Here is an 18,387-nt window from a genome sequence, read left to right as displayed (position 1 = left end):
CGCGCGGGACCGGACATAAGCCGTGTACCGGGCCACCCCTGTCCGCTGCCCACACCATCAGGCAGCATGGCTCGCATGTCCGTACTCACGCGCGACGAAGCGCAGCTCCGAGCACAGCTCCTCGACGTCCACCACTACTCCGTCGAACTCGACCTCACCACCGGGGACGACACCTTCGACTCCCGCACCGAGATCCGGTTCACCGCACGGGCCGACGGGGACACGTTCGTCGAGCTGAAGCCGGCCGAGCTGCGCACCGTCACGCTCGACGGACAGCCCCTCGACCCGGCCGACCTCCACGACGGCCGCCTCCCGCTGAAGAACCTCGACCCCGGCGAACACGAACTGCGCGTCGACGCCACCATGCGCTACTCCCGCACCGGCGAAGGCATGCACCGCTTCACCGACCCCACCGACGGCGAGACCTACGTCTACACCCAGATGTTCATGGACGACGTCCAGCGCATCTTCGCCGCCTTCGACCAGCCCGACCTCAAGGCCGTCTTCGACCTCACCGTGACCGCCCCCGAAGGCTGGACCGTCCTCGCCAACGGCGTCACCGAACACCTCGGACAGGGCCGCTGGCGCGCCGCCACCACCCCCCTCATCTCCACCTACCTCGTCGCCGTCGCCGCCGGCCCCTGGCACTCCGTCACCACCGAACACCGCGGCCTGCCCTTCGGCATCCACTGCCGCCGCTCACTGGCCCCCCACCTCGATGCCGACGCCGACGAGATCCTCGACATCACCCGCGCCTGCTTCGACCGCTACCACGAGAAGTTCGAGGAGCCCTACCCCTTCGACTCCTACGACCAGGCGTTCGTCCCCGAGTTCAACGCCGGCGCCATGGAGAACCCCGGCCTCGTCACCTTCCGCGACGACTTCGTCTACCGCTCCGCCGTCACCGACACCGAACGCCAGACCCGCGCCATGGTCATCGCCCACGAGATGGCCCACATGTGGTTCGGCGACCTCGTCACCCTCCAGTGGTGGGACGACATCTGGCTCAACGAGTCCTTCGCCGAGTACATGGGCTACCAGACCACCCTCGAAGCCACCCGCTTCACCCAGCCCTGGGTCGAGTTCGGCGTCACCCGCAAGGCCTGGGGCTACGACGCCGACCAGCGCCCCTCCACCCACCCCGTCGCCCCCGAAGCCGTCGACGACACCGCCTCCGCCCTCCTCAACTTCGACGGCATCTCCTACGCCAAGGGCGCCTCCGCCCTACGCCAACTCGTCGCCTGGCTCGGCGAGAAGGACTTCCTCGCCGGCATCAACATCCACTTCCAGCGCCACCGGTTCGCCAACGCCACCCTCGCCGACTTCATCGACTCCCTCGCCGCCGCCACCGAACGCGACGTCCACGCCTGGGCCGACGCCTGGCTGCGCACCACCGGCGTCGACACCCTCACCCCCGTCATCACCGCCACCGACACCACCGACGGCACCCGCACCCTCACCGTCGACCGCACCGGCAGCCGCCCGCACCGCGTCACCGCAGGCCTCTACGACCGCGACCTCACCGACGAAGGCCGCCTCACCCTGCGCGAACGCATCGACCTCGACATCCCCCAGACCACCCCCCAACCCCTCGGCAAACGCCCCGCACTCCTCCTGCTCAACGACGGCGACCTCACCTACGCCAAGGTCCGCTTCGACACCGACTCCTTCGAAGCGATCCGCACCGGGCTCTCCGCACTGCCCGACCCCCTCACCCGCGCCGTCATCTGGAACGCCCTCAGGGACGCCGTCCGCGACGGCGAACTCCCGCCCGCCGCCTACCTGGACACCGCCCGCGCCCACCTCCCCCTGGAAACCGACCTCGCCCTCGTCCAGGGCGTCCTCGCCTTCGCCTCCACCCACATCGCCGACCGCTACCTCGCCCCCGAAGACCGCCCCGCCGCCCTCACCACCCTCGGCGACCTCTGCCGCGACCTCATGCGCCGCACCGAGGACGGCGACAACCCCGGCCTGCGCCTGGTCGCCGTACGGCACTTCATCGACGTCGCCGCCCACCCCGACACCATCGCCGCCTGGCTCACCGACGGCACCGTCCCCGGCGGCCCCGAACTCGACCCCGAACTGCGCTGGCGCATCCTCGCCCGACTCGCCGTACTCGGCGCCGTCGACGAAACCGCCATCGCCGCCGAACTCACCCGCGACCCCTCCGCCAGCGGCCAGGAAGGCGCCGCCCACTGCCGCGCCGCCCTCCCCGACCCCGACGCCAAACGCGCCGCCTGGAACGCCATGTTCGCCGGCGACGACCTCTCCAACTACCTCTTCGCCGCCACCGCCAAGGGCTTCTGGCAACCCGAACAAGCCGACCTCGTACGGGAATACGTACCCCGCTACTACCAGGACGCGCTCCCCGTCGCCGCCCGCCGCGGCCCCGCCATCGCCATGGCCGCCGGCCGCTGGGCCTTCCCCCGCCACGCCGTCGACACCGAACACCTCGCCCTCGGCCACGCCTGCCTCGAAGACGCCGACCCCGTACCCGCCCTGCGCCGCACCCTCGGCGACGAACTCGACGACCTCGCACGAGCCCTGCGCGTACGAGGCGCCTGACACCCACCCCGCCCCACCCACCCGCTCAACTCACCCTAGGCCGGTCCGCCCACCCCACGGCGGACCGGCCTCGCCGCGCCCCCCGCCCCCTTCGAGCGGGTTTCCCCGCACGGCAGTACCCCCCTCGGGTCCCGATCGTTGGGCTGTCCGGACGCACGGCCACCTCCCCCACAAGCGGGAACCACCCGTACGGAAACCGCCGCACCTGCAGAAACCACCGCAGAAGAACAGCCGCGCACCCCGCACCCCGCACCCGTCGCACACCCCATGGACACCCCTGGGCCCCGCCGTCGAACACCCTCCCCCCACTGCCCCAAGGGCGTGGGAGACGCCCCCAGCCCCGCGACGCCACGCACGCACCCCCGCCGCACCAGGCCCCGACCCACGTACACCCAGTACGAGAGCCGAAGCCCGGCACGCCGAACGCACCCACCCGACGCCGCCCAGCCCGCCCACCGGGCAGACAACAGGAGACCGACGACAGAACCCAGCCCCCGCCCCCGGAGGAGAGCCCATGAGCACGCCACCCCTCGCCTCAGGACCCCACGGCCCCGACGCACTGCGACCACTGCTGGACACCGTCCTCGACGCACTCACCACCGGCACACACGCCCGAGGCGGACCACTGCCGGCCGGCGGACCCGAAACCGTCACCACCCGCATCACCCAAGCCCTCGGCGAACTCCTGCCGGACCAAGGCGACCCCGACGCCCTGCGCACCCTCGTCCACGCCCTCGCCGAAGGCGCCGCAGACCCCGCCCACCCCCTCTGCGCCGCCCACCTGCACTGCCCACCCCTCGCCGTCGCCACCGCCGCCGACCTCGCCGCCGCCGCCCTCAACCCCTCCCTCGACTCCTGGGACCAAGCCCCCGCCGCCTCCGCCCTCGAAACCCAGGTCACCCGCGCCCTCGCCCACGAGATCGGCCTCACCGACGCCCTCATCACCACCGGCGGCACCGAGTCCAATCAACTCGCCCTGCTCCTCGCCCGCGAAACCCACAACGCCACCCTCCGACTCGTCTGCGGCGCCAACGCCCACCACTCCCTGCCCCGCGCCGCCTGGCTCCTCGGCCTCCCCGACCCCGTCATCCTCCCCACCCCCGACGGCACCCTCGACCCCACCACCCTCGACACCGCCCTCACCACACACCCCGGCCCCCACCTCGTCGCCGCCACCGCAGGCACCACCGACGCCGGACTCATCGACCCCCTGCCCCAGATCGCCGCCGTCTGCGCCACCCACCACGCCCGCCTGCACATCGACGCCGCCTACGGCGGAAGCCTCGCCCTCAGCAACGACCACCGCCACCACCTCGCCGGACTCCAAGCCGCCCACACCGTCACCCTCGACCTGCACAAAATCGGCTGGCAACCCGTCGCCGCCGGCCTCCTCGCCGTCGCCCACCCCCACGAACTCACCGCCCTGCACCAACGCGCCGACTACCTCAACGCCGACGACGACACCGAAGCAGGCCTCCCCGACCTCCTCCACCGCTCCCTACGCACCACCCGCCGACCCGACGTCCTCAAGATCGCCGTCACCCTCAAAACCCTCGGCCGCAACGGCCTCACCACCCTCATCGACCAGATCTGCGCCCACGCCCACCACCTCGCCACCCTCGTCCAGAACCACCCCCGCCTCGAGCTCTACCGCGAACCCACCCTCACCACCGTCCTCTTCCGGCCCACCGGCGCCGACGACACCACCGTCGCCGCGATACGCCGCACACTCCTCCACAACGGCCGAGCCGTCCTCGGCCGAGCCCGGCTCGACGACCGCCTCTGGCTCAAAGCCACCCTCCTCAACCCCCACACCCGACCGGACGACCTCGCACACCTGCTCGAACTCGTCGAAGGACACACCCCCGCATGACCCACCCCCCACACCACCAGCCCGACACCCCCCGCGACCTCGTCGGCATCGGCATCGGCCCCTGCAACCTCTCCCTCGCCGCCCTCGCCCACCCCCTCACCCTCGACACCGTCTTCTACGAACAACGCCCCGACTTCCACTGGCACCCCGGCCTCCTCATCGACGGCGCCACCATCCAAGTCCCCTTCCTCGCCGACCTCGTCACCCTCGCCGACCCCACCAACCCCTGGAGCTTCCTCAACTACCTCAAAACCCGCGAACGCCTCTTCCCCTTCTACTTCGCCGAACACCTCCACATCCAACGCGCCGAATACGACGCCTACTGCCGCTGGGTCTCCCACCACCTCCCCGCCCTCCGCTTCCACCACCAGGTCGACGCCATCCGCTGGAACCCCGAACGCACCCTCTTCGAAGTCGACTACACCCAACTCGACACCGACGGCGAAGCCACAGCCCTCGGCCGCACCTACACCCGCAACATCGCCCTCGGCATCGGCACCACCCCCCACATCCCCGAACCCCTCAAACCCCTCGCCGACACCCCCGGCGTCCCCGTCATCCACGCCACCGACTACCTCGACCACCGCACCACCCTCCTCACCGCCGACCACGTCACCGTCGTCGGCTCAGGACAATCCGGCGCCGAGATCTTCCTCGACCTGCTCCGCCACCGCCCCGCCGGCCAGGAAAAACTCCACTGGATCGGCCGCACCACCGCCTTCGCCCCCATGGAGTACTCCAAACTCGGCCTCGAACACTTCACCCCCGACCACACCCGCTACTTCCACGCCCTCACCGAACCCGTCCGCGACCGCCTCATCACCGCCCAGTGGCAACTGCACAAAGGCATCGACGCCCGCACCCTCGCCGCCATCCACGACGAGCTCTACCGCCGCACCCTCCACGGCGGCTGGCCCGACGCCGTCCTCACCCCCGGCGTCCGCGTCCGCACCGCAGGCCGCCTCGCCACCACCAAAGTCGAACTCCACCTCGAACACCTCCAGCAAGGCAGCCGCTCCCGCCTCACCACCGACGCCGTCGTCCTCGCCACCGGCCACCACCAACGCCCCTTCGGCCCACTCCTCGCCGGACTCGACCCCTACCTCCGCCGCGACAACAGCGAACGCCCCCGCATCGACGAAGAGTTCCGACTCGTCCTCGACCCCACCATCACCAGCACCGGCTGCAACATCTACGTCCAGAACGCCGAACTCCACACCCACGGCGTCGGCGCCCCCGACCTCGGCCTCGCCGCCTGGCGCAGCGCCACCATCCTCAACACCCTCACCGGAAACGAGCCCTACCCCCTCCCCACCCGAACCGCCTTCACCACCTTCGGACTCCAACAACCCACCCCCCGAGTCCCCGAAGCCCGCCAAGCCAGACAACTCACCCCACTCACCGACAGCAGGTGACACACACCCAGAACAACGAAAAACACGAAGACGGCGGTGCCGGACCCCACCAAGCCCCTACCGGACAGCCCCCCACGCACCGCCGCCCGCAACCCCCGCACCCCTTACGGCCCCCGCCCGAACCGCCCCCCCCACAGACAGCACCGAGCCCACCGACCCCATGGCAGAGTGACGCGCATGACAACCGCGCCGACCCCCGCCCACGGCACCCCCGACGCCCCCCTCCTCACCACCCGCGGCCACGCCGAACTCGACGCCGAACCCGAACTCGCACGAATCAGCGTCACCGTCACCGCCCGCGGCCGCGACCGCCGCACCACCCTCGACGACCTCACCCGCCGCAACACCACCGCCCTCGACCTGATCAAGTCCTACGACCAGGCCGTCACCCACGTGTCCACCGGCACCCTCACCCTCACCCCGGAACTCTCCGAACACGGCCGCGGCGAACGCGTCCGCGCCTACCTCGGCCACGTCCACCTCAGCGCCGAACTCACCGACTTCACCGCCCTCGGCGAACTCACCACCCGCCTCGCCGACCAGGAACTCACCCGCGTCGACGGCCCCTGGTGGTCCCTGCGCCCCGGCTCACCCATACACACCCAGGCCCGGCAACGCGCCGTCGCCGACGCCCTCCAGCGAGCCCGCGAATACGCCGAATCCCTGGGCACCACGATCGCCGCACTCATCGAACTCACCGACACCGGAACAGAACCCGGCCGCCCGGCCCACGCGGCCTACGGACGCGCCGCTCGCCGGGCCCCCCTGAACGGCCCCGCCGAACCCGGAGGCCCCGCCGAACCCCTCGACCTCGAACCCCCGCGCCTGCGCGTGAGCGCACAGGTCAGCGCGCGATTCACCATGCGACCCCCGAACCTGTGACCACACCACCCCCGCAGAGCCGGAAACCGAGCCGAAAGCCGAGCCGAAAGCCGAGCCGAGAGCGAAGCCGAAAGCCGACCGAAAGCCGAGCCGAAAATCGCTCAAAGGAGCGGGCCGCCGCACAATTCAACACTTGTCAACAAGCCTTTACCTAAAGGACCTTGAGCAGCCACCCGGCCCGGATTCTCTACCCACCGGTAAGGCCTAGGCTCAAAACATGCGCCGAGCGAAAATCGTCTGCACACTGGGACCCGCCACCGACACGTACGACCAGATCAAAGCACTCGTCGAAGCCGGAATGGACGTCGCCCGCTTCAACCTCAGCCACGGCACCCACGCCGAACACGAGGAGCGGTACCAGCGCGTACGCAAAGCCGCCGACGAAACCGGCCGCAGCGTCGGAATCCTCGCCGACCTTCAAGGCCCGAAGATCCGCCTCGGCCGCTTCACCGAAGGCCCCGTACTCCTTGAACCCGCAGACACCTTCACCATCACCGTCGAAGACGGCGCCCAAGGCGACCGCCACCAATGCGGCACCACCTACGCCGGCCTCGCCGCCGACGTCACCCCAGGCGAACGCATCCTCGTCGACGACGGCAAAGTCTGCCTCGAAGTCACCACCATCGACGGCCCCCGCATCCGCACCCGCGTCATCGAAGGCGGCATCGTCTCCGACCACAAAGGCCTCAACCTCCCCGGCGCCGCCGTCTCCGTCCCCGCCCTCTCCACCAAAGACGAGGACGACCTCCGCTGGGCCCTGCACACCGGCTTCGACACCATCGCCCTCTCCTTCGTCCGCAGCGGAAACGACATCACCCCCGTCCACCGCATCATGGACGAACAAGGCCGACGCCTCCCCGTCATCGCCAAAATCGAAAAACCCCAGGCCGTCGACAACATCGACGACATCGTCGCAGCCTTCGACGGCATCATGATCGCCCGCGGCGACCTCGGCGTGGAAATGCCCCTCGAACAAGTCCCCATCGTCCAAAAACGCGCCATCAAACTCGCCAAACGCAACGCCAAACCCGTCATCGTCGCCACCCAAATGCTCGACTCGATGATCGACAACTCCCGCCCCACCCGCGCCGAAGCCTCCGACGTCGCCAACGCCGTCATCGACGGCACCGACGCCGTGATGCTCTCCGGCGAGACCAGCGTCGGCAAACACCCCGTCGAAACCGTCCGCACCATGTCGAAGATCGTCACAGCAGCCGAGGAAGACATCCTCACCAAAGGCCTCCCCCCACTGACCGACCGCAACAAACCCCGCACCCAGGGCGGCGCCGTCGCCAGAGCCGCCGCCGAGATGGGCGACTTCCTCGGCGCGAAGTTCCTCGTCGCCTTCACCCAGTCCGGCGACACCGCCCGCCGCCTCTCCCGCTACCGCTCCCCGATCCCCCTCCTCGCCTTCACCCCCGAGCAGGCCACCCGCTCCCGGCTCAGCCTCACCTGGGGTGTCGAAACGTTCCTGGGACCCCACGTGGACTCCACGGACGCGATGGTCGACCAGGTGGACGAACTGCTGCTCCGCTACGGCCGCTGCGAGAGGGGTGACGCCGTCGTGATCACGGCAGGCTCCCCTCCAGGGGTGTCCGGCGCCACGAACATGGTCCGCGTCCATCACGTCGGCGAGGACGACAGCCCGAAGTAGCGGGGGTCAGTATTTGGGGCCTACGTGGGCGTCCATGAGGGCTACGGAGGCTTTGCGGGCGACGGAGATGTTCCGGCGGTTCGCGTGCTTCCATTCGACGTGGACCCTGTCCAGTGCACTGGTGAAGAGTCCCGTGATGTCCACCGACAGGTTGGTGAAGAAGTAGCGCGGGTATTCGTAGCGCTTGCGCTCGCCACCGATGATCCGGGTCGTCCAGTTGGTGATCCGGCAGCCGTCGGAGTGGATGAGGCCGCGGATGAACTCCCAAGGATGAGCGTCGACGATTTCCCGCTGCCAGGGTTTGAGCGTGATGTTGCGGGTGTGCTTCTTGCCAGGCCCGTGCTGAGGGAAGAGGCAGGGCCAGTGACGGCTGTAGCCGACCACAGAGGTGTAGCCGACCGCTTGGACCCGACTGGCCTTCTTGCCGGAATTCACGGCTTCGATCGCGGCGGCGCAGGCATCGATGAGGCCGGGCCACGCATCGGCGCATGCGATGCGGAGGAAGTAGCCGGCTTTCGCGGGGCTGATACATCCGTCACCGAGGTAGAGGCCGAGGAGGTAGCTGTATGACGCCTTGTCCGCAGGCGGTTCGGCCGACGGCCCGCACATCGAGCACGGCGTGAGCTGCATGCGCGGCAGCGGACTGATGCGGGTTTGCCAGGAGCGGATTGCGCTCCGGGAGATTCCCGTCTCCTTGCTGACGGAGTTCAGACTGCGCCCCTGGGCGACCAGTGCCAGCGCTCGTTTACGTGTACTGATGTCGTACATGCGGCCACTCTGTGAGAGTGATCGCGGCGACACGCAGCATTAAGCGGATGTTCACGAGAACGTGCACATCCGCTTAATCGTGACCTTGGAATCGAAGGAAAAGTGCCCCGGGTGGGATTCGAACCCACGCTGTCGGTGGTTTGAGCACCGTGTCTCTTCCGCTGGACTACCGGGGCTTCCTGTAAAATGAAGGTTGGCGGTCACCCGCCGTGCCCCCACTTTACCGCAGCTAGGTAGGCTCTTGTCAGACCCCTGCCTGAACAAGGAGCCGCCTCCGTGACCGCCCCCGAGTCGCCCCAGCCCGAAGACGCGCCCGACGACGACAAGTCGCACGTGCCTCCGCTGACGACCCGTGTCGTCATCGCCGAGGACGAGGCGCTGATCCGGCTCGACCTGAAGGAAATGCTGGAGGAGGAGGGGTACTCCGTCGTCGGCGAGGCCGGGGACGGGGAGGAGGCCGTGGAGCTGGCGCGGGAGCACAAGCCGGACCTGGTGATCCTCGATGTGAAGATGCCGAAGCTCGACGGCATCTCGGCGGCGGAGAAGATCGCCGAGGAGTCGATCGCCCCGGTGCTCATGCTCACCGCCTTCTCGCAGCGTGATCTGGTCGAGCGGGCCCGGGACGCCGGTGCCATGGCGTACCTGGTGAAGCCGTTCAGCAAGAGTGACGTGGTTCCGGCCATCGAGATGGCCGTGTCGCGGTTCGCGGAGCTGAAGCAGTTGGAGCAGGAGGTCGCGGATCTCTCGTTGCGGCTGGAGACGCGCAAGCTGGTGGACCGGGCGAAGTCGATCCTGCAGACGGAGTACGGGCTGACGGAGCCGGCGGCGTTCCGCTGGATCCAGAAGACGTCGATGGATCGCCGGATGTCGATGCAGCAGGTCGCGGAGGCGGTCATCGCGGACGCGCAGGAGAAGAAGGCCAAGAAGGGCTGAGCGCCGGATCCGGTGTGTGTGTACGACGAGGCCCGCGTCCCCTGTGTGGGGGCGCGGGCCTCCGTCGTATCCGAATCCATGGCCGTGGCCGTGTCAGTCCTCGCCGAGGTAGGCCTTGCGGACGGATTCGTCGTGGAGGAGGTCCTGTCCGCTGCCGGAGAGGACGATCTTGCCGATTTCCATGACGTGGCCGTGGTCGGCGAGCGAGAGGGCGGCCTGGGCGTTCTGTTCGACGAGCAGGATGGTGGTGCCCTGGGACTTCAGCTCGGCGATGGTCGCCATGATCTTCTGCATCATGATCGGGGAGAGGCCCATGGAGGGTTCGTCGAGCATGAGCAGTTTGGGCTGGGACATCAGGGCGCGGCCCATGGCGAGCATCTGCTGTTCTCCGCCGGAGAGGGTGCCCGCGGCCTGCTTGCGGCGTTGGCCGAGGATGGCGAAGAGGTCGTAGGCGCGCTGGATGTCTTTTTCGATGCCGGCTCTGTCGCTGCGCAGGAAGGCGCCGAGGCGGAGGTTGTCCTCGATGGTCATGCGCGGGAAGATGTGCCGGCCTTCGGGGGAGTGTGCGAGTCCGAGTTGGACGATGTGGTGGGCGGGGGTCTTCTTGAGTGACTTGCCGTTGAACCTGATCTGGCCGCCGACGGGCTTGAGGAGGCCGGAGAGGGTGCGCAGGGTGGTGGTTTTGCCGGCGCCGTTGGTGCCGATCAGGGTGACGACCTCGCCGGCTTCGACCTTGAAGGAGATGCCTTTGACGGCTTCGATCTTGCCGTAGGCGACTCGGAGGTCTTCGACTTCGAGCAGTGCGGTCATCGGTCGTTCTCCTTGCCGGCGGTGTCCGTGCCGGGCGTGGCGTCCGTGGCGGGTGTGTCGTCCGTCGTGGGCGCGGCGTCGGTCGTGGGTGCGGGCTCGGTGTCGGCGGGCTCGGGGTCGGCCTCGGTGGTGGCGTCGGTGTCGGCCTGGGCTTCGGTGCCGGCCTCGTCGGCGGCCTCGGCGTCGGTTTCGGCGTCGGTTTCGGCGTCGGTTCGGGCGGCTCCCGCTTCGGCTGCTTCGACCTCTGCGGCTTCCTCTGCGCCGGGGGCGTTCTCGAAGGGTTCGCCGAGGTAGGCGGCGATGACTCGTTCGTCGCCCTGGACGGTCGCGCTGTCGCCTTCGAGGAGTTTTTCGCCCTGGACGAGGACGGCGACGCGGTCGCAGAGGTTGAAGATGAAGCGCATGTCGTGCTCGATGACGAGGACGGCGATGCCCATGTCGCGGATGGCGAAGACGAGTTCCTCGGTGGCCCGGGTCTCCTGGGGGTTCATGCCGGCCGTGGGTTCGTCGAGGAGCAGCAGGCCGGGTTCGCTGGCCAGTGCGCGGGCGATTTCCAGCTTGCGCTGTTCGCCGTAGGGCAGGTTGCGGGCGAGGTGGTCGGCCTTGTTTTCCAGGCCGACGAACTCCAGGAGTTCCATGGCGCGTTCGCGGGAGGCTTTTTCGGCGCGGTGGAAGCTGGGCAGGCGCAGGACGGCGGACCAGAAGCCTTCTTTGGTGCGGGTGTGGCGGCCGACGAGGACGTTCTCGAGGACCGTCATGTTGGCGAAGAGGCGGATGTTCTGGAAGGTGCGGGCGATGCCGGCTGCGGTGACCTTGAAGGACTTGGGGGGCAGGACGGCGTCTTTGTAGCGGACTTCGCCTTCGGTGGGGATGTAGAGGCCGGTGAGGCAGTTGAAGAAGGTGGTCTTGCCGGCGCCGTTGGGGCCGATGAGGCCGACGATCTCGCCGCTGTTGACGGTGAGGTCGACGTCGCGGACGGCGGTGAGGCCGCCGAAGCGCATGGTGACGCCGCGTGCGTCGAGGACGGTTTCGCCGGGGGCGGTGTCCTGTGTGGTGGTGGTGTCGGTGGTCATGGTGGTCAGGCCCCTGCCTTGCTGAGGACTGCGGGTGCTTCGGCTTCTTCGTGGAACTCCAGCTGGTTGCGCCTGTTGGGGACGAGGCCTTCGGGGCGGAAGCGCATGAGGAGGATGAGGGCGACGCCGAAGGCGAAGAGCTGGTAGTCGCCGAGGAACTGCAGCTTGTTGGGGATGAGGAAGAGCAGGGAGGCGCCGATGAGGGGGCCGCCGATGGTGCCCATGCCGCCGAGGACGACTGCGGCGAGGAGGAAGGCGGAGTTGGGCGGGATGGGGCCGGCGAAGAGGTACTGCTCGGGGGTCACGGTGTAGGTGACGTGGGCCTGGACGGTGCCGGCGAGTCCGGCGAGGGAGGCGCCGACGGCGAAGGCGATGAGTTTGACGCGGAAGCCGTTGATGCCCATGGCGAGGGCTGCGGTCTCGTCTTCGCGGATGGCTACCCAGGCTCGGCCGATGCGGGAGTCGCCGCTGCGTCGGAAGACGAGGACGACGACGGCCGTGATGATGAGCATGAGGAAGAAGTAGTTGGCGAAGCGGCCGATGGTGAAGCCGGCGATGTCGTGCTGGGCGCCGAGGTCGAGGCCGAGGATGTCGAGGTCGGGGATGGAGGAGACGCCGTTGGAGCCGTTGGTGAGGTCGGGTCCGCTGGTGCCGTCGAGGTTGTTGGCGGTGATGCGGAAGATCTCTCCGAAGCCGAGGGTGACGATGGCGAGGTAGTCGCCGCGCAGTCGGAGGGTGGGGGCGCCGATGAGGACGCCGAAGACGAGGGAGGCGGCGGCGCCGACGAGGGCGGCGGCCCAGAAGGGGAAGTGGACGTGGAAGGGGGAGCTGGGGGAGCCGGAGACGAGGGAGGCGGCGTAGGCGCCGACGCCGAGGAAGGCGACGTAGCCGAGGTCGAGGAGTCCGGCGAGGCCGACGACGATGTTGAGGCCGAGTGCGACGGTGGCGAAGATGAGGATGTAGACGCCGAGGGTGGCGTACTGGTCGTTGGTCTGGGTGAAGGGGAAGAGGGCCGCTGTCACGAAGGCGCCGCAGACGGTGATGTTCTGGTGGCGGCTGGTGATCTGGGAGGCGTGGGCGATGAGGCCGGACTTGTTGAGTGCGGCGAAGCCGAAGCCGGCGGTCAGCAGGAAGCCGATGAAGAGCTCGTCGTACTCGGTGCCGATGCCGTAGGTGAAGACGGTCAGGGCGATGGCCATGATGCCGACGATGATGAGGATCTCGGCGTAGGCGGGGAGTGTGGCGACGGGGCGGGGGGCTTCGGCGGAGAAGGCGGCCTTGACGGTTTCCCAGCGGTGGGCGGCGTCGTGCTTGAACTTCTCCCAGCCGGTGTCGTCGGGGTCGATGGGTTCGGGCTGGGGCCGCTTGAAGGGCAGGGCGAGGGCGCCGGTGAACGCTGCGAGGGTGGCGGCGGCGGCGATGTAGGCGCCGGGTTCGAGGTTGACGAGTCCGCCGAGTTCGTAGCTGATGGCGAGGACGGTGTACCAGGCGGTGGCGAAGGTGGCGAGGGCCGCGAACTTCAGTGCGGCGTCGGCTCCGGCGGGGGCGAGCCGGTGCAGGCCCTTGACCTGGTAGGAGGCGAGGCCGAGGAGGGTGGTGAGGATGCCGCCGATGAGGACGAGGACCTGGAGGCCGCCGGGGTAGCCGTAGACGGTGAGGTCGCCGGGGAAGGCCTGGGTCCAGGTCCAGGCGAGGAAGGTGGAGACGACGGTGAGGCCGCCGCCGGCGGTGGCGAGGGCGCGGCCGATGTGCGGCGGGATGCCGATGAGGCCGGCCGTGGTCGCGGCGGTGGGGGTTTCGGGGGTGGTGGTCTGTGTGGTCATCGGTGTCACGCCCTGTCCGCGACGCGTTCGCCGAGCAGGCCCTGGGGCCTGAACAGCAGTACGAGGATGAGAAGTACGAAGGCCCAGACGTCGGCCCAGGACTGGCTGCCGAATTTGTCCATGCCGGGGAGGTCGGCGATGTAGGCGGTGGCGAGGGTCTCGGCGACGCCGAGGGCGATGCCGCCGAGCATGGCGCCGTAGATGTTGCCGATGCCGCCGAGGACGGCCGCGGTGAAGGCCTTGAGGCCGAGGATGAAGCCGATCTTGAAGTCGATCTGGCCGTACTTGAGGCCGTCCGCGACGCCGCCGACGGCGGCGAAGGCGGCGCCGAGGGCGAAGGCGACCACGATGATGCGGTCGGTGTTGATGCCCATGAGCTTGGCCGTGTCGGGGTCCTGGGCGGTGGCCTGCATGCCGCGTCCGGTGCGGGTCTTCATGACGAAGTAGGCGAGGACGGCCATGCTGATGGGGGCGGCGATCATCAGGAAGATGTCGCCGGTCTGGATGGTGACGCTGCCGACGTGGAAGGGGCCGCCGTCGATCTGGGGGAAGGTGATGGCGGACTTGGCGTCGGGGTACCAGGCCCAGACGGCCTGCTGGAGGGCGAGGGAGAGGCCGATGGCCGTGATGAGGGGGGCCAGGCGGGGTGCGCTGCGCAGGGGGCGATAGGCGAACCGTTCCGCCCCTACGGCGATGAGGACGGAGACGATGATGCCGCCGAGCAGCATGAGGGGCAGGGCGATCCACATGGACGTGCCGTCCGGCAGTACGTACAGGTAGACGGTGAGGGCGCCGAAGGCGCCGGTCATGAAGATCTCGCCATGGGCGAAGTTGATGAGCTGGACGATGCCGTAGACCATGGTGTAACCGATGGCGACCAGCCCGTACATGGCTCCCAGAAGCAGGCCGTTGACCAGCTGCTGCGGCAGTTCGTTCACCGCAAGTCCTCCGAGACTTTCGGATGTTGACGGATGTGCCCGGATGTCCGGATGCGAGTGCGCGCGGGGCGCTTGTGGAACAGCGCCCCGCGCGGCTCGGTGGTGGTGCGGGAGTGGGCCGGGCCTCAGCCGCCGTTGTAGGTGCCGGAGGTCACGGTGGTCCAGGCGCCGTCCTTGACCGAGTACACGGTGAGCTGCTTGTTGGTGGTGTCACCGAACTCGTCGAAGGCGACCTTGCCGGTCACGCCGTCGAAGGAGACTCCCTGCATGGCCTCGGTGATCTTGGCGCGGGCGTCGGAGGGGAGCTTGCCGTCGTTGTCCTCGACGGTCTTCTTGATGGCCTGGATGATGGCCCAGGCGGAGTCGTAGGCGTAGCCGCCGTAGGCGCCGTAGGCCTCGGTGTAGCCGCCGGCCTTGTAGTTGTCGAGGAAGGCCTTGGCGGAGGGCAGGGTGTCGAGCGGGGCGCCGACGGAGGTGGTGAGGTCGCCGTTGCTGGCGGGGCCGGCGAGCTTGATGTAGGTCGGGTCGTAGACGGCGTCGCCGCCGACCAGGGGGATCTTGGCGCCGGCGCCCTTGAACTGCTTGGCGAGCGGGCCGGCCTGCGGGTACTCGCCGCCGTAGTAGACGACGTCGGCGCCGGAGTTCTTCACCTTGGTGGCGACGGCGGAGTAGTCCTTGGCGTCGGGGTTGATGTGCTCGGTGCCGACGACCTTGCCGCCGAGTTCCTTGAACTTGGCGGTGAAGGTGGCGGCGAGGCCGGCGCCGTAGGTCTTCTTGTCGTCGATGACGAAGGCCTTCTTCAGCTTCGCCTTGCCGTAGACGTACTCGGCGGCGAACGGGCCCTGGATGGCGTCGGTGGTGGCGGTGCGGAAGTACGACTTGTACGCGCGCGCCTTGGTGGTGGCCCAGTTGTCGCCCTGGGTCAGGCTGGGGTTGGTGTTGGCCGGGGAGACCTCGACCAGCTTGGCGTTGTCGAAGACCTTCTGCATCGACTGGGCGACGGAGGAGTTCAGCGGGCCGACGACGCCGTAGACGCCGTTGTCACCGGCGAGCTTGGTGGCGTTCTGCTGGCCGGCGGACGGCTGGCCCTGGTCGTCGAGGGCCTCCGTCTTGAAGGTGATGCCGTCGACGGTCTTCTGCTTGTTGGCCTGCTTGACGGCGAGGTCGACGGAGTTCTTGATGCCGAGGCCGATCGCGGAGAGGTCGCCCGTGAGGGGGGCATCGACGCCGATGGTGACGGTGGTGCCGCCGGACTGCGAGTCCTTGTCGCCACTGTCGCGCGAGCCGCAGGCGGTGAGGGTAAGTGCTCCCGCGGCCAGAGCGGCGGTGATGGCGATGAGCGAACGTTGACGCACGATCAGTCCTTTCCCTGGACAACCGCCTCCCCGTGGAAACGGTCGAGCCGCGCGCCAGGCCGAAGTTGAGATTCTGGTGGGCGCGGTGACTGGCCGTGACTCTAAGCGTGTGCGGGGAACGTGGAGGAGAGTCTGCGCAATGCTGTGACGTTCTTGTTATGACACGAGGTAATGCAGAGCGGTACCTCGTGGGGGGAACGACGGAATTCACGTCGATTCGCCCTGTCCGCATGTTGAGAACCCGCAGGACCCACCATGATCGTTTCAGGTGTCTCAGGGGTTTTGGTAATGACTCGACTCTGTTGTCGCAGGCGGCCGGGGGGATCTCCGAGGTGGGTGGTGCGCCGGTGGGCGACGGGTGGAATCGAAGAATCCGCATTGCGTTCGCATTACGCACGGTTACCTTCGGGAAACGAATCCCGGTATTCCGCAGGACTTTTCGCCGTTTCGCCGTGTGTGGGCGCGCTCGCCGTGGCCGGTGCGGCTCGCAGGGCCTCTTCCAGCCTGGCCGCCACGGCCGGAACGTGGTCCCACAGGAACCAGTGGCCGCCCGGGAAGAGCCACAGCCGCCCGGAGTCCGCGCCGTGCCGCAGCCACCCCGCCATCTCCGCGTGCGCCGCGAGCGGGTCGTCGCGTCCGCCGAACGCGACGACGGGCACCGGCAGCGGCGGCCGCTCCCGGTGCGTGTGCCCGGCACCGAGCAGGACGTCGTCCCGCAGCCGTTCCCGCACGAGCTCGACGAACTCGGGGTCCGCGGCGGCCTCGGCGAGCGCGCCGCCGCAGGAACGCAGGTACTCGGCGGTGCTCTCCGGCTCCTGGGGGTCGACGGCGGCCCGGTAGCCGTACTGCGGCGCCACCCGCCCCGACACGGCGAGGACCGCGGGCGCCGGGCAGTCGAGGCGGGCGAGCGCGACGGCCGTCTCGTAGGCGACCAGCGCGCCCATGCTGTGCCCGAACAGGCCGTAACGGAGCCCGGGTCGAAGCCGAAGGTCCGCGGCGACACGGCCGGCCAGGTCGTCCGCGAGGGCGCGCAGTCCGCCCGTGCCGAGATACGTCCCGGACCGCCAGGCGAGCGGCACCACCGCGGGCGAGTGGTCCGGGCGGGCCGCCCAGTGGTCGGTCAGCGGACGGTAGGCCGCGGGGCCCCCGCCCGCGTAGGGGAGCAGGTAGTAACGGCCTTGGGGCGGGAGACCCGCGTGCGTGCCGCCCGTGTGTGCCGCGCTGTCCGAGGGCGCGCCTCCCGTGTGCGCCGCGCTGTCCGGGGGTGTGGCCGGCGGCTCAGCCACGGCGCGGTCCGCTCTCCGGTACCGGCCGGGGTTCCGCGGTCGTCTCGGCCGTCCCGCCCGGGGCCGTCCCGCCCAGCAGCCGGCGCAGTCTGGGACCGGCGAGGATGGCCGCGTTGGCCGCCAGGACGACCAGCACGCCGAGCACGGCGAGGGCGCTCCACCGGTAGTCCTCGAAGACCGTGGACAGGGAGAGGGAGACGATGGGGAAGGCCACGGTGGCGAAGGCGGCGCGGTCCGGTCCGATCCGGGACAGCAGCGTCAGATAGGTGACGAAGGCGATCGCCGAGCCGCACACGGACAGGTACACCAGCCCCGCCAGGTAGCGGAACGAGGGCTCGACGGTGAAGGAGTTCCCGGCGGCCAGGCAGCCGAGGGAGGTGAACACCCCGCCGTACAGCATGCTCCAGGCGGTGGACTGCACGATCGGCAGGCCGCCCGCGCTCTGGTTCCAGGAGGAGGTGATGTTCCCCAGGGAGAACAGCAGGGTCGCGCCGAGGCCGAGGAGGACACCGGTCAGCAGCTCCGAGGAGGCCTTGGTGTGCGTGATGTCGTTGCCGAACACCAGGGCGAGGCCCAGCACTCCGGCGAGCGAGCCGAGGACCACGGTGCGCGAGACGGGCCGCTTGAGGAAGAGGCGGCCGTTGAGGATGTTGAAGCCGACCGACAGGCAGAAGATGATCGACACCAGGCCGGAGACCAGGTGTTCGGAACAGTAGTAGAAGAGCACGTAGTTGCTGGAGTACATGAGCAACCCGACCAGCGCGAGCCGGAGATGGCTGCGTAAGGGGAAGCGCATGGGCAGCTTGCGTACGCCGGTCCAGACGAACATGCAGACGGCGGCCAGCAGGAAGCGGTAGGCGACCGACACGGCCGGGTCCACGCTGCCGAGCTGGAGTTTGATGCCGATCCAGGTGGTGCCCCAGAAGAGCACGATGACCGCGTACAGCACGATGTTCACGAGAGTTGCTTCCTTCGGTGCTCGCTCCTGAGGGTGCGGGCCCCGCGCGGGCCC

At 69.1% G+C, this 18,387-nt stretch carries 14 protein-coding genes and 1 tRNA gene; 6 read left to right on the top strand and 9 right to left on the bottom strand.

The features are described from left to right. Positions 1–75 precede the first annotated feature (75 nt). From pepN to pyk, 5 genes are all read left to right on the top strand, one after another. Positions 76–2,565 (top strand): aminopeptidase N, encoded by a 2,490-nt coding sequence (pepN, locus tag OIB37_RS10035; protein WP_330457199.1) that lies wholly within the window; start codon positions 76–78, stop codon positions 2,563–2,565. 514 nt (positions 2,566–3,079) lie between these two features. Then, positions 3,080–4,438 (top strand): pyridoxal phosphate-dependent decarboxylase family protein, encoded by a 1,359-nt coding sequence (locus OIB37_RS10030; RefSeq protein WP_330457198.1) that lies wholly within the window; start codon positions 3,080–3,082, stop codon positions 4,436–4,438. Continuing rightward, a complete protein-coding gene (locus OIB37_RS10025; RefSeq protein ID WP_330457197.1) occupies positions 4,435–5,853 on the top strand; it encodes a lysine N(6)-hydroxylase/L-ornithine N(5)-oxygenase family protein in 1,419 nt (472 codons plus the stop codon). Before OIB37_RS10030 ends, OIB37_RS10025 begins: the two co-directional genes overlap by 4 nt. A 177-nt stretch (positions 5,854–6,030) precedes the next feature. Further along, positions 6,031–6,735, top strand: coding sequence for an SIMPL domain-containing protein (locus OIB37_RS10020; protein WP_330457196.1), 705 nt, complete (start codon positions 6,031–6,033; stop codon positions 6,733–6,735). A gap of 217 nt (positions 6,736–6,952) precedes the next feature. Continuing rightward, positions 6,953–8,389 carry a pyruvate kinase gene (gene pyk, locus OIB37_RS10015; RefSeq protein WP_330457195.1) on the top strand — a complete coding sequence of 479 codons (1,437 nt, stop codon included), beginning with the start codon at positions 6,953–6,955 and terminating at the stop codon, positions 8,387–8,389. 6 nt (positions 8,390–8,395) lie between these two features. On the opposite strand, the gene OIB37_RS10010 is transcribed toward pyk, so the two are convergent. Both OIB37_RS10010 and OIB37_RS10005 read right to left on the bottom strand, forming a co-directional pair. Next, positions 8,396–9,157, bottom strand: a complete 762-nt coding sequence (locus OIB37_RS10010; RefSeq protein ID WP_330457194.1) for a helix-turn-helix domain-containing protein — start codon at positions 9,155–9,157, stop codon at positions 8,396–8,398. Between the two features lie 103 nt (positions 9,158–9,260). Further along, positions 9,261–9,333 (bottom strand) — tRNA-Leu (locus OIB37_RS10005). A gap of 100 nt (positions 9,334–9,433) precedes the next feature. Here OIB37_RS10005 and OIB37_RS10000 point away from each other — a divergent pair. Continuing rightward, positions 9,434–10,090 (top strand): ANTAR domain-containing response regulator, encoded by a 657-nt coding sequence (locus tag OIB37_RS10000; protein ID WP_330457193.1) that lies wholly within the window; start codon positions 9,434–9,436, stop codon positions 10,088–10,090. Between the two features lie 93 nt (positions 10,091–10,183). Here the strand turns inward: OIB37_RS10000 and OIB37_RS09995 are convergent, their stop codons facing one another. The 7 genes from OIB37_RS09995 to OIB37_RS09965 all read right to left on the bottom strand — a co-directional run bounded on the left by OIB37_RS09995 (position 10,184) and on the right by OIB37_RS09965 (position 18,333). Further along, positions 10,184–10,900, bottom strand: coding sequence for an ABC transporter ATP-binding protein (locus OIB37_RS09995; protein WP_330457192.1), 717 nt, complete (start codon positions 10,898–10,900; stop codon positions 10,184–10,186). Next, complete coding sequence (locus tag OIB37_RS09990) at positions 10,897–11,973, bottom strand: ATP-binding cassette domain-containing protein (protein WP_330457191.1); 1,077 nt, start codon at positions 11,971–11,973, stop codon at positions 10,897–10,899. Before OIB37_RS09990 ends, OIB37_RS09995 begins: the two co-directional genes overlap by 4 nt. Before the next feature lie 5 nt (positions 11,974–11,978). After that, positions 11,979–13,796, bottom strand: a complete 1,818-nt coding sequence (locus tag OIB37_RS09985; RefSeq protein WP_330457190.1) for a branched-chain amino acid ABC transporter permease — start codon at positions 13,794–13,796, stop codon at positions 11,979–11,981. Positions 13,797–13,801: 5 nt separating this feature from the next. Further along, positions 13,802–14,734 (bottom strand): branched-chain amino acid ABC transporter permease, encoded by a 933-nt coding sequence (locus OIB37_RS09980; RefSeq protein WP_330457189.1) that lies wholly within the window; start codon positions 14,732–14,734, stop codon positions 13,802–13,804. Between the two features lie 125 nt (positions 14,735–14,859). Next, a complete protein-coding gene (locus OIB37_RS09975) occupies positions 14,860–16,089 on the bottom strand; it encodes a branched-chain amino acid ABC transporter substrate-binding protein (RefSeq protein WP_330457188.1) in 1,230 nt (409 codons plus the stop codon). Between the two features lie 389 nt (positions 16,090–16,478). Then, a complete protein-coding gene (locus OIB37_RS09970) occupies positions 16,479–17,375 on the bottom strand; it encodes a thioesterase II family protein (RefSeq protein ID WP_330457187.1) in 897 nt (298 codons plus the stop codon). Further along, positions 17,368–18,333 (bottom strand): DMT family transporter, encoded by a 966-nt coding sequence (locus OIB37_RS09965; RefSeq protein WP_330457186.1) that lies wholly within the window; start codon positions 18,331–18,333, stop codon positions 17,368–17,370. The genes OIB37_RS09970 and OIB37_RS09965 overlap by 8 nt, the downstream gene beginning before the upstream one ends. Between the last annotated feature and the right edge of the window lie 54 nt (positions 18,334–18,387).

The sequence above is a fragment of the Streptomyces sp. NBC_00820 genome (assembly GCF_036347055.1).
GTDB lineage: Bacteria > Actinomycetota > Actinomycetes > Streptomycetales > Streptomycetaceae > Streptomyces.
This window is presented reverse-complemented; position numbering and strand designations above follow the sequence as displayed.

Bases quoted from the DNA above. Each gene is read 5' to 3' on its own strand.
- OIB37_RS10010 (WP_330457194.1), bottom strand. From the start codon at position 9,157: ATGTACGACATCAGTACACGTAAACGAGCGCTGGCACTGGTCGCCCAG.
- OIB37_RS09995 (WP_330457192.1), bottom strand. From the start codon at position 10,900: ATGACCGCACTGCTCGAAGTCGAAGACCTCCGAGTCGCCTACGGCAAG.
- pyk (WP_330457195.1), top strand. From the start codon at position 6,953: ATGCGCCGAGCGAAAATCGTCTGCACACTGGGACCCGCCACCGACACG.
- OIB37_RS09985 (WP_330457190.1), bottom strand. From the start codon at position 13,796: ATGACCACACAGACCACCACCCCCGAAACCCCCACCGCCGCGACCACG.
- OIB37_RS10020 (WP_330457196.1), top strand. From the start codon at position 6,031: ATGACAACCGCGCCGACCCCCGCCCACGGCACCCCCGACGCCCCCCTC.
- OIB37_RS10025 (WP_330457197.1), top strand. From the start codon at position 4,435: ATGACCCACCCCCCACACCACCAGCCCGACACCCCCCGCGACCTCGTC.
- OIB37_RS09990 (WP_330457191.1), bottom strand. From the start codon at position 11,973: ATGACCACCGACACCACCACCACACAGGACACCGCCCCCGGCGAAACC.
- pepN (WP_330457199.1), top strand. From the start codon at position 76: ATGTCCGTACTCACGCGCGACGAAGCGCAGCTCCGAGCACAGCTCCTC.
- OIB37_RS10030 (WP_330457198.1), top strand. From the start codon at position 3,080: ATGAGCACGCCACCCCTCGCCTCAGGACCCCACGGCCCCGACGCACTG.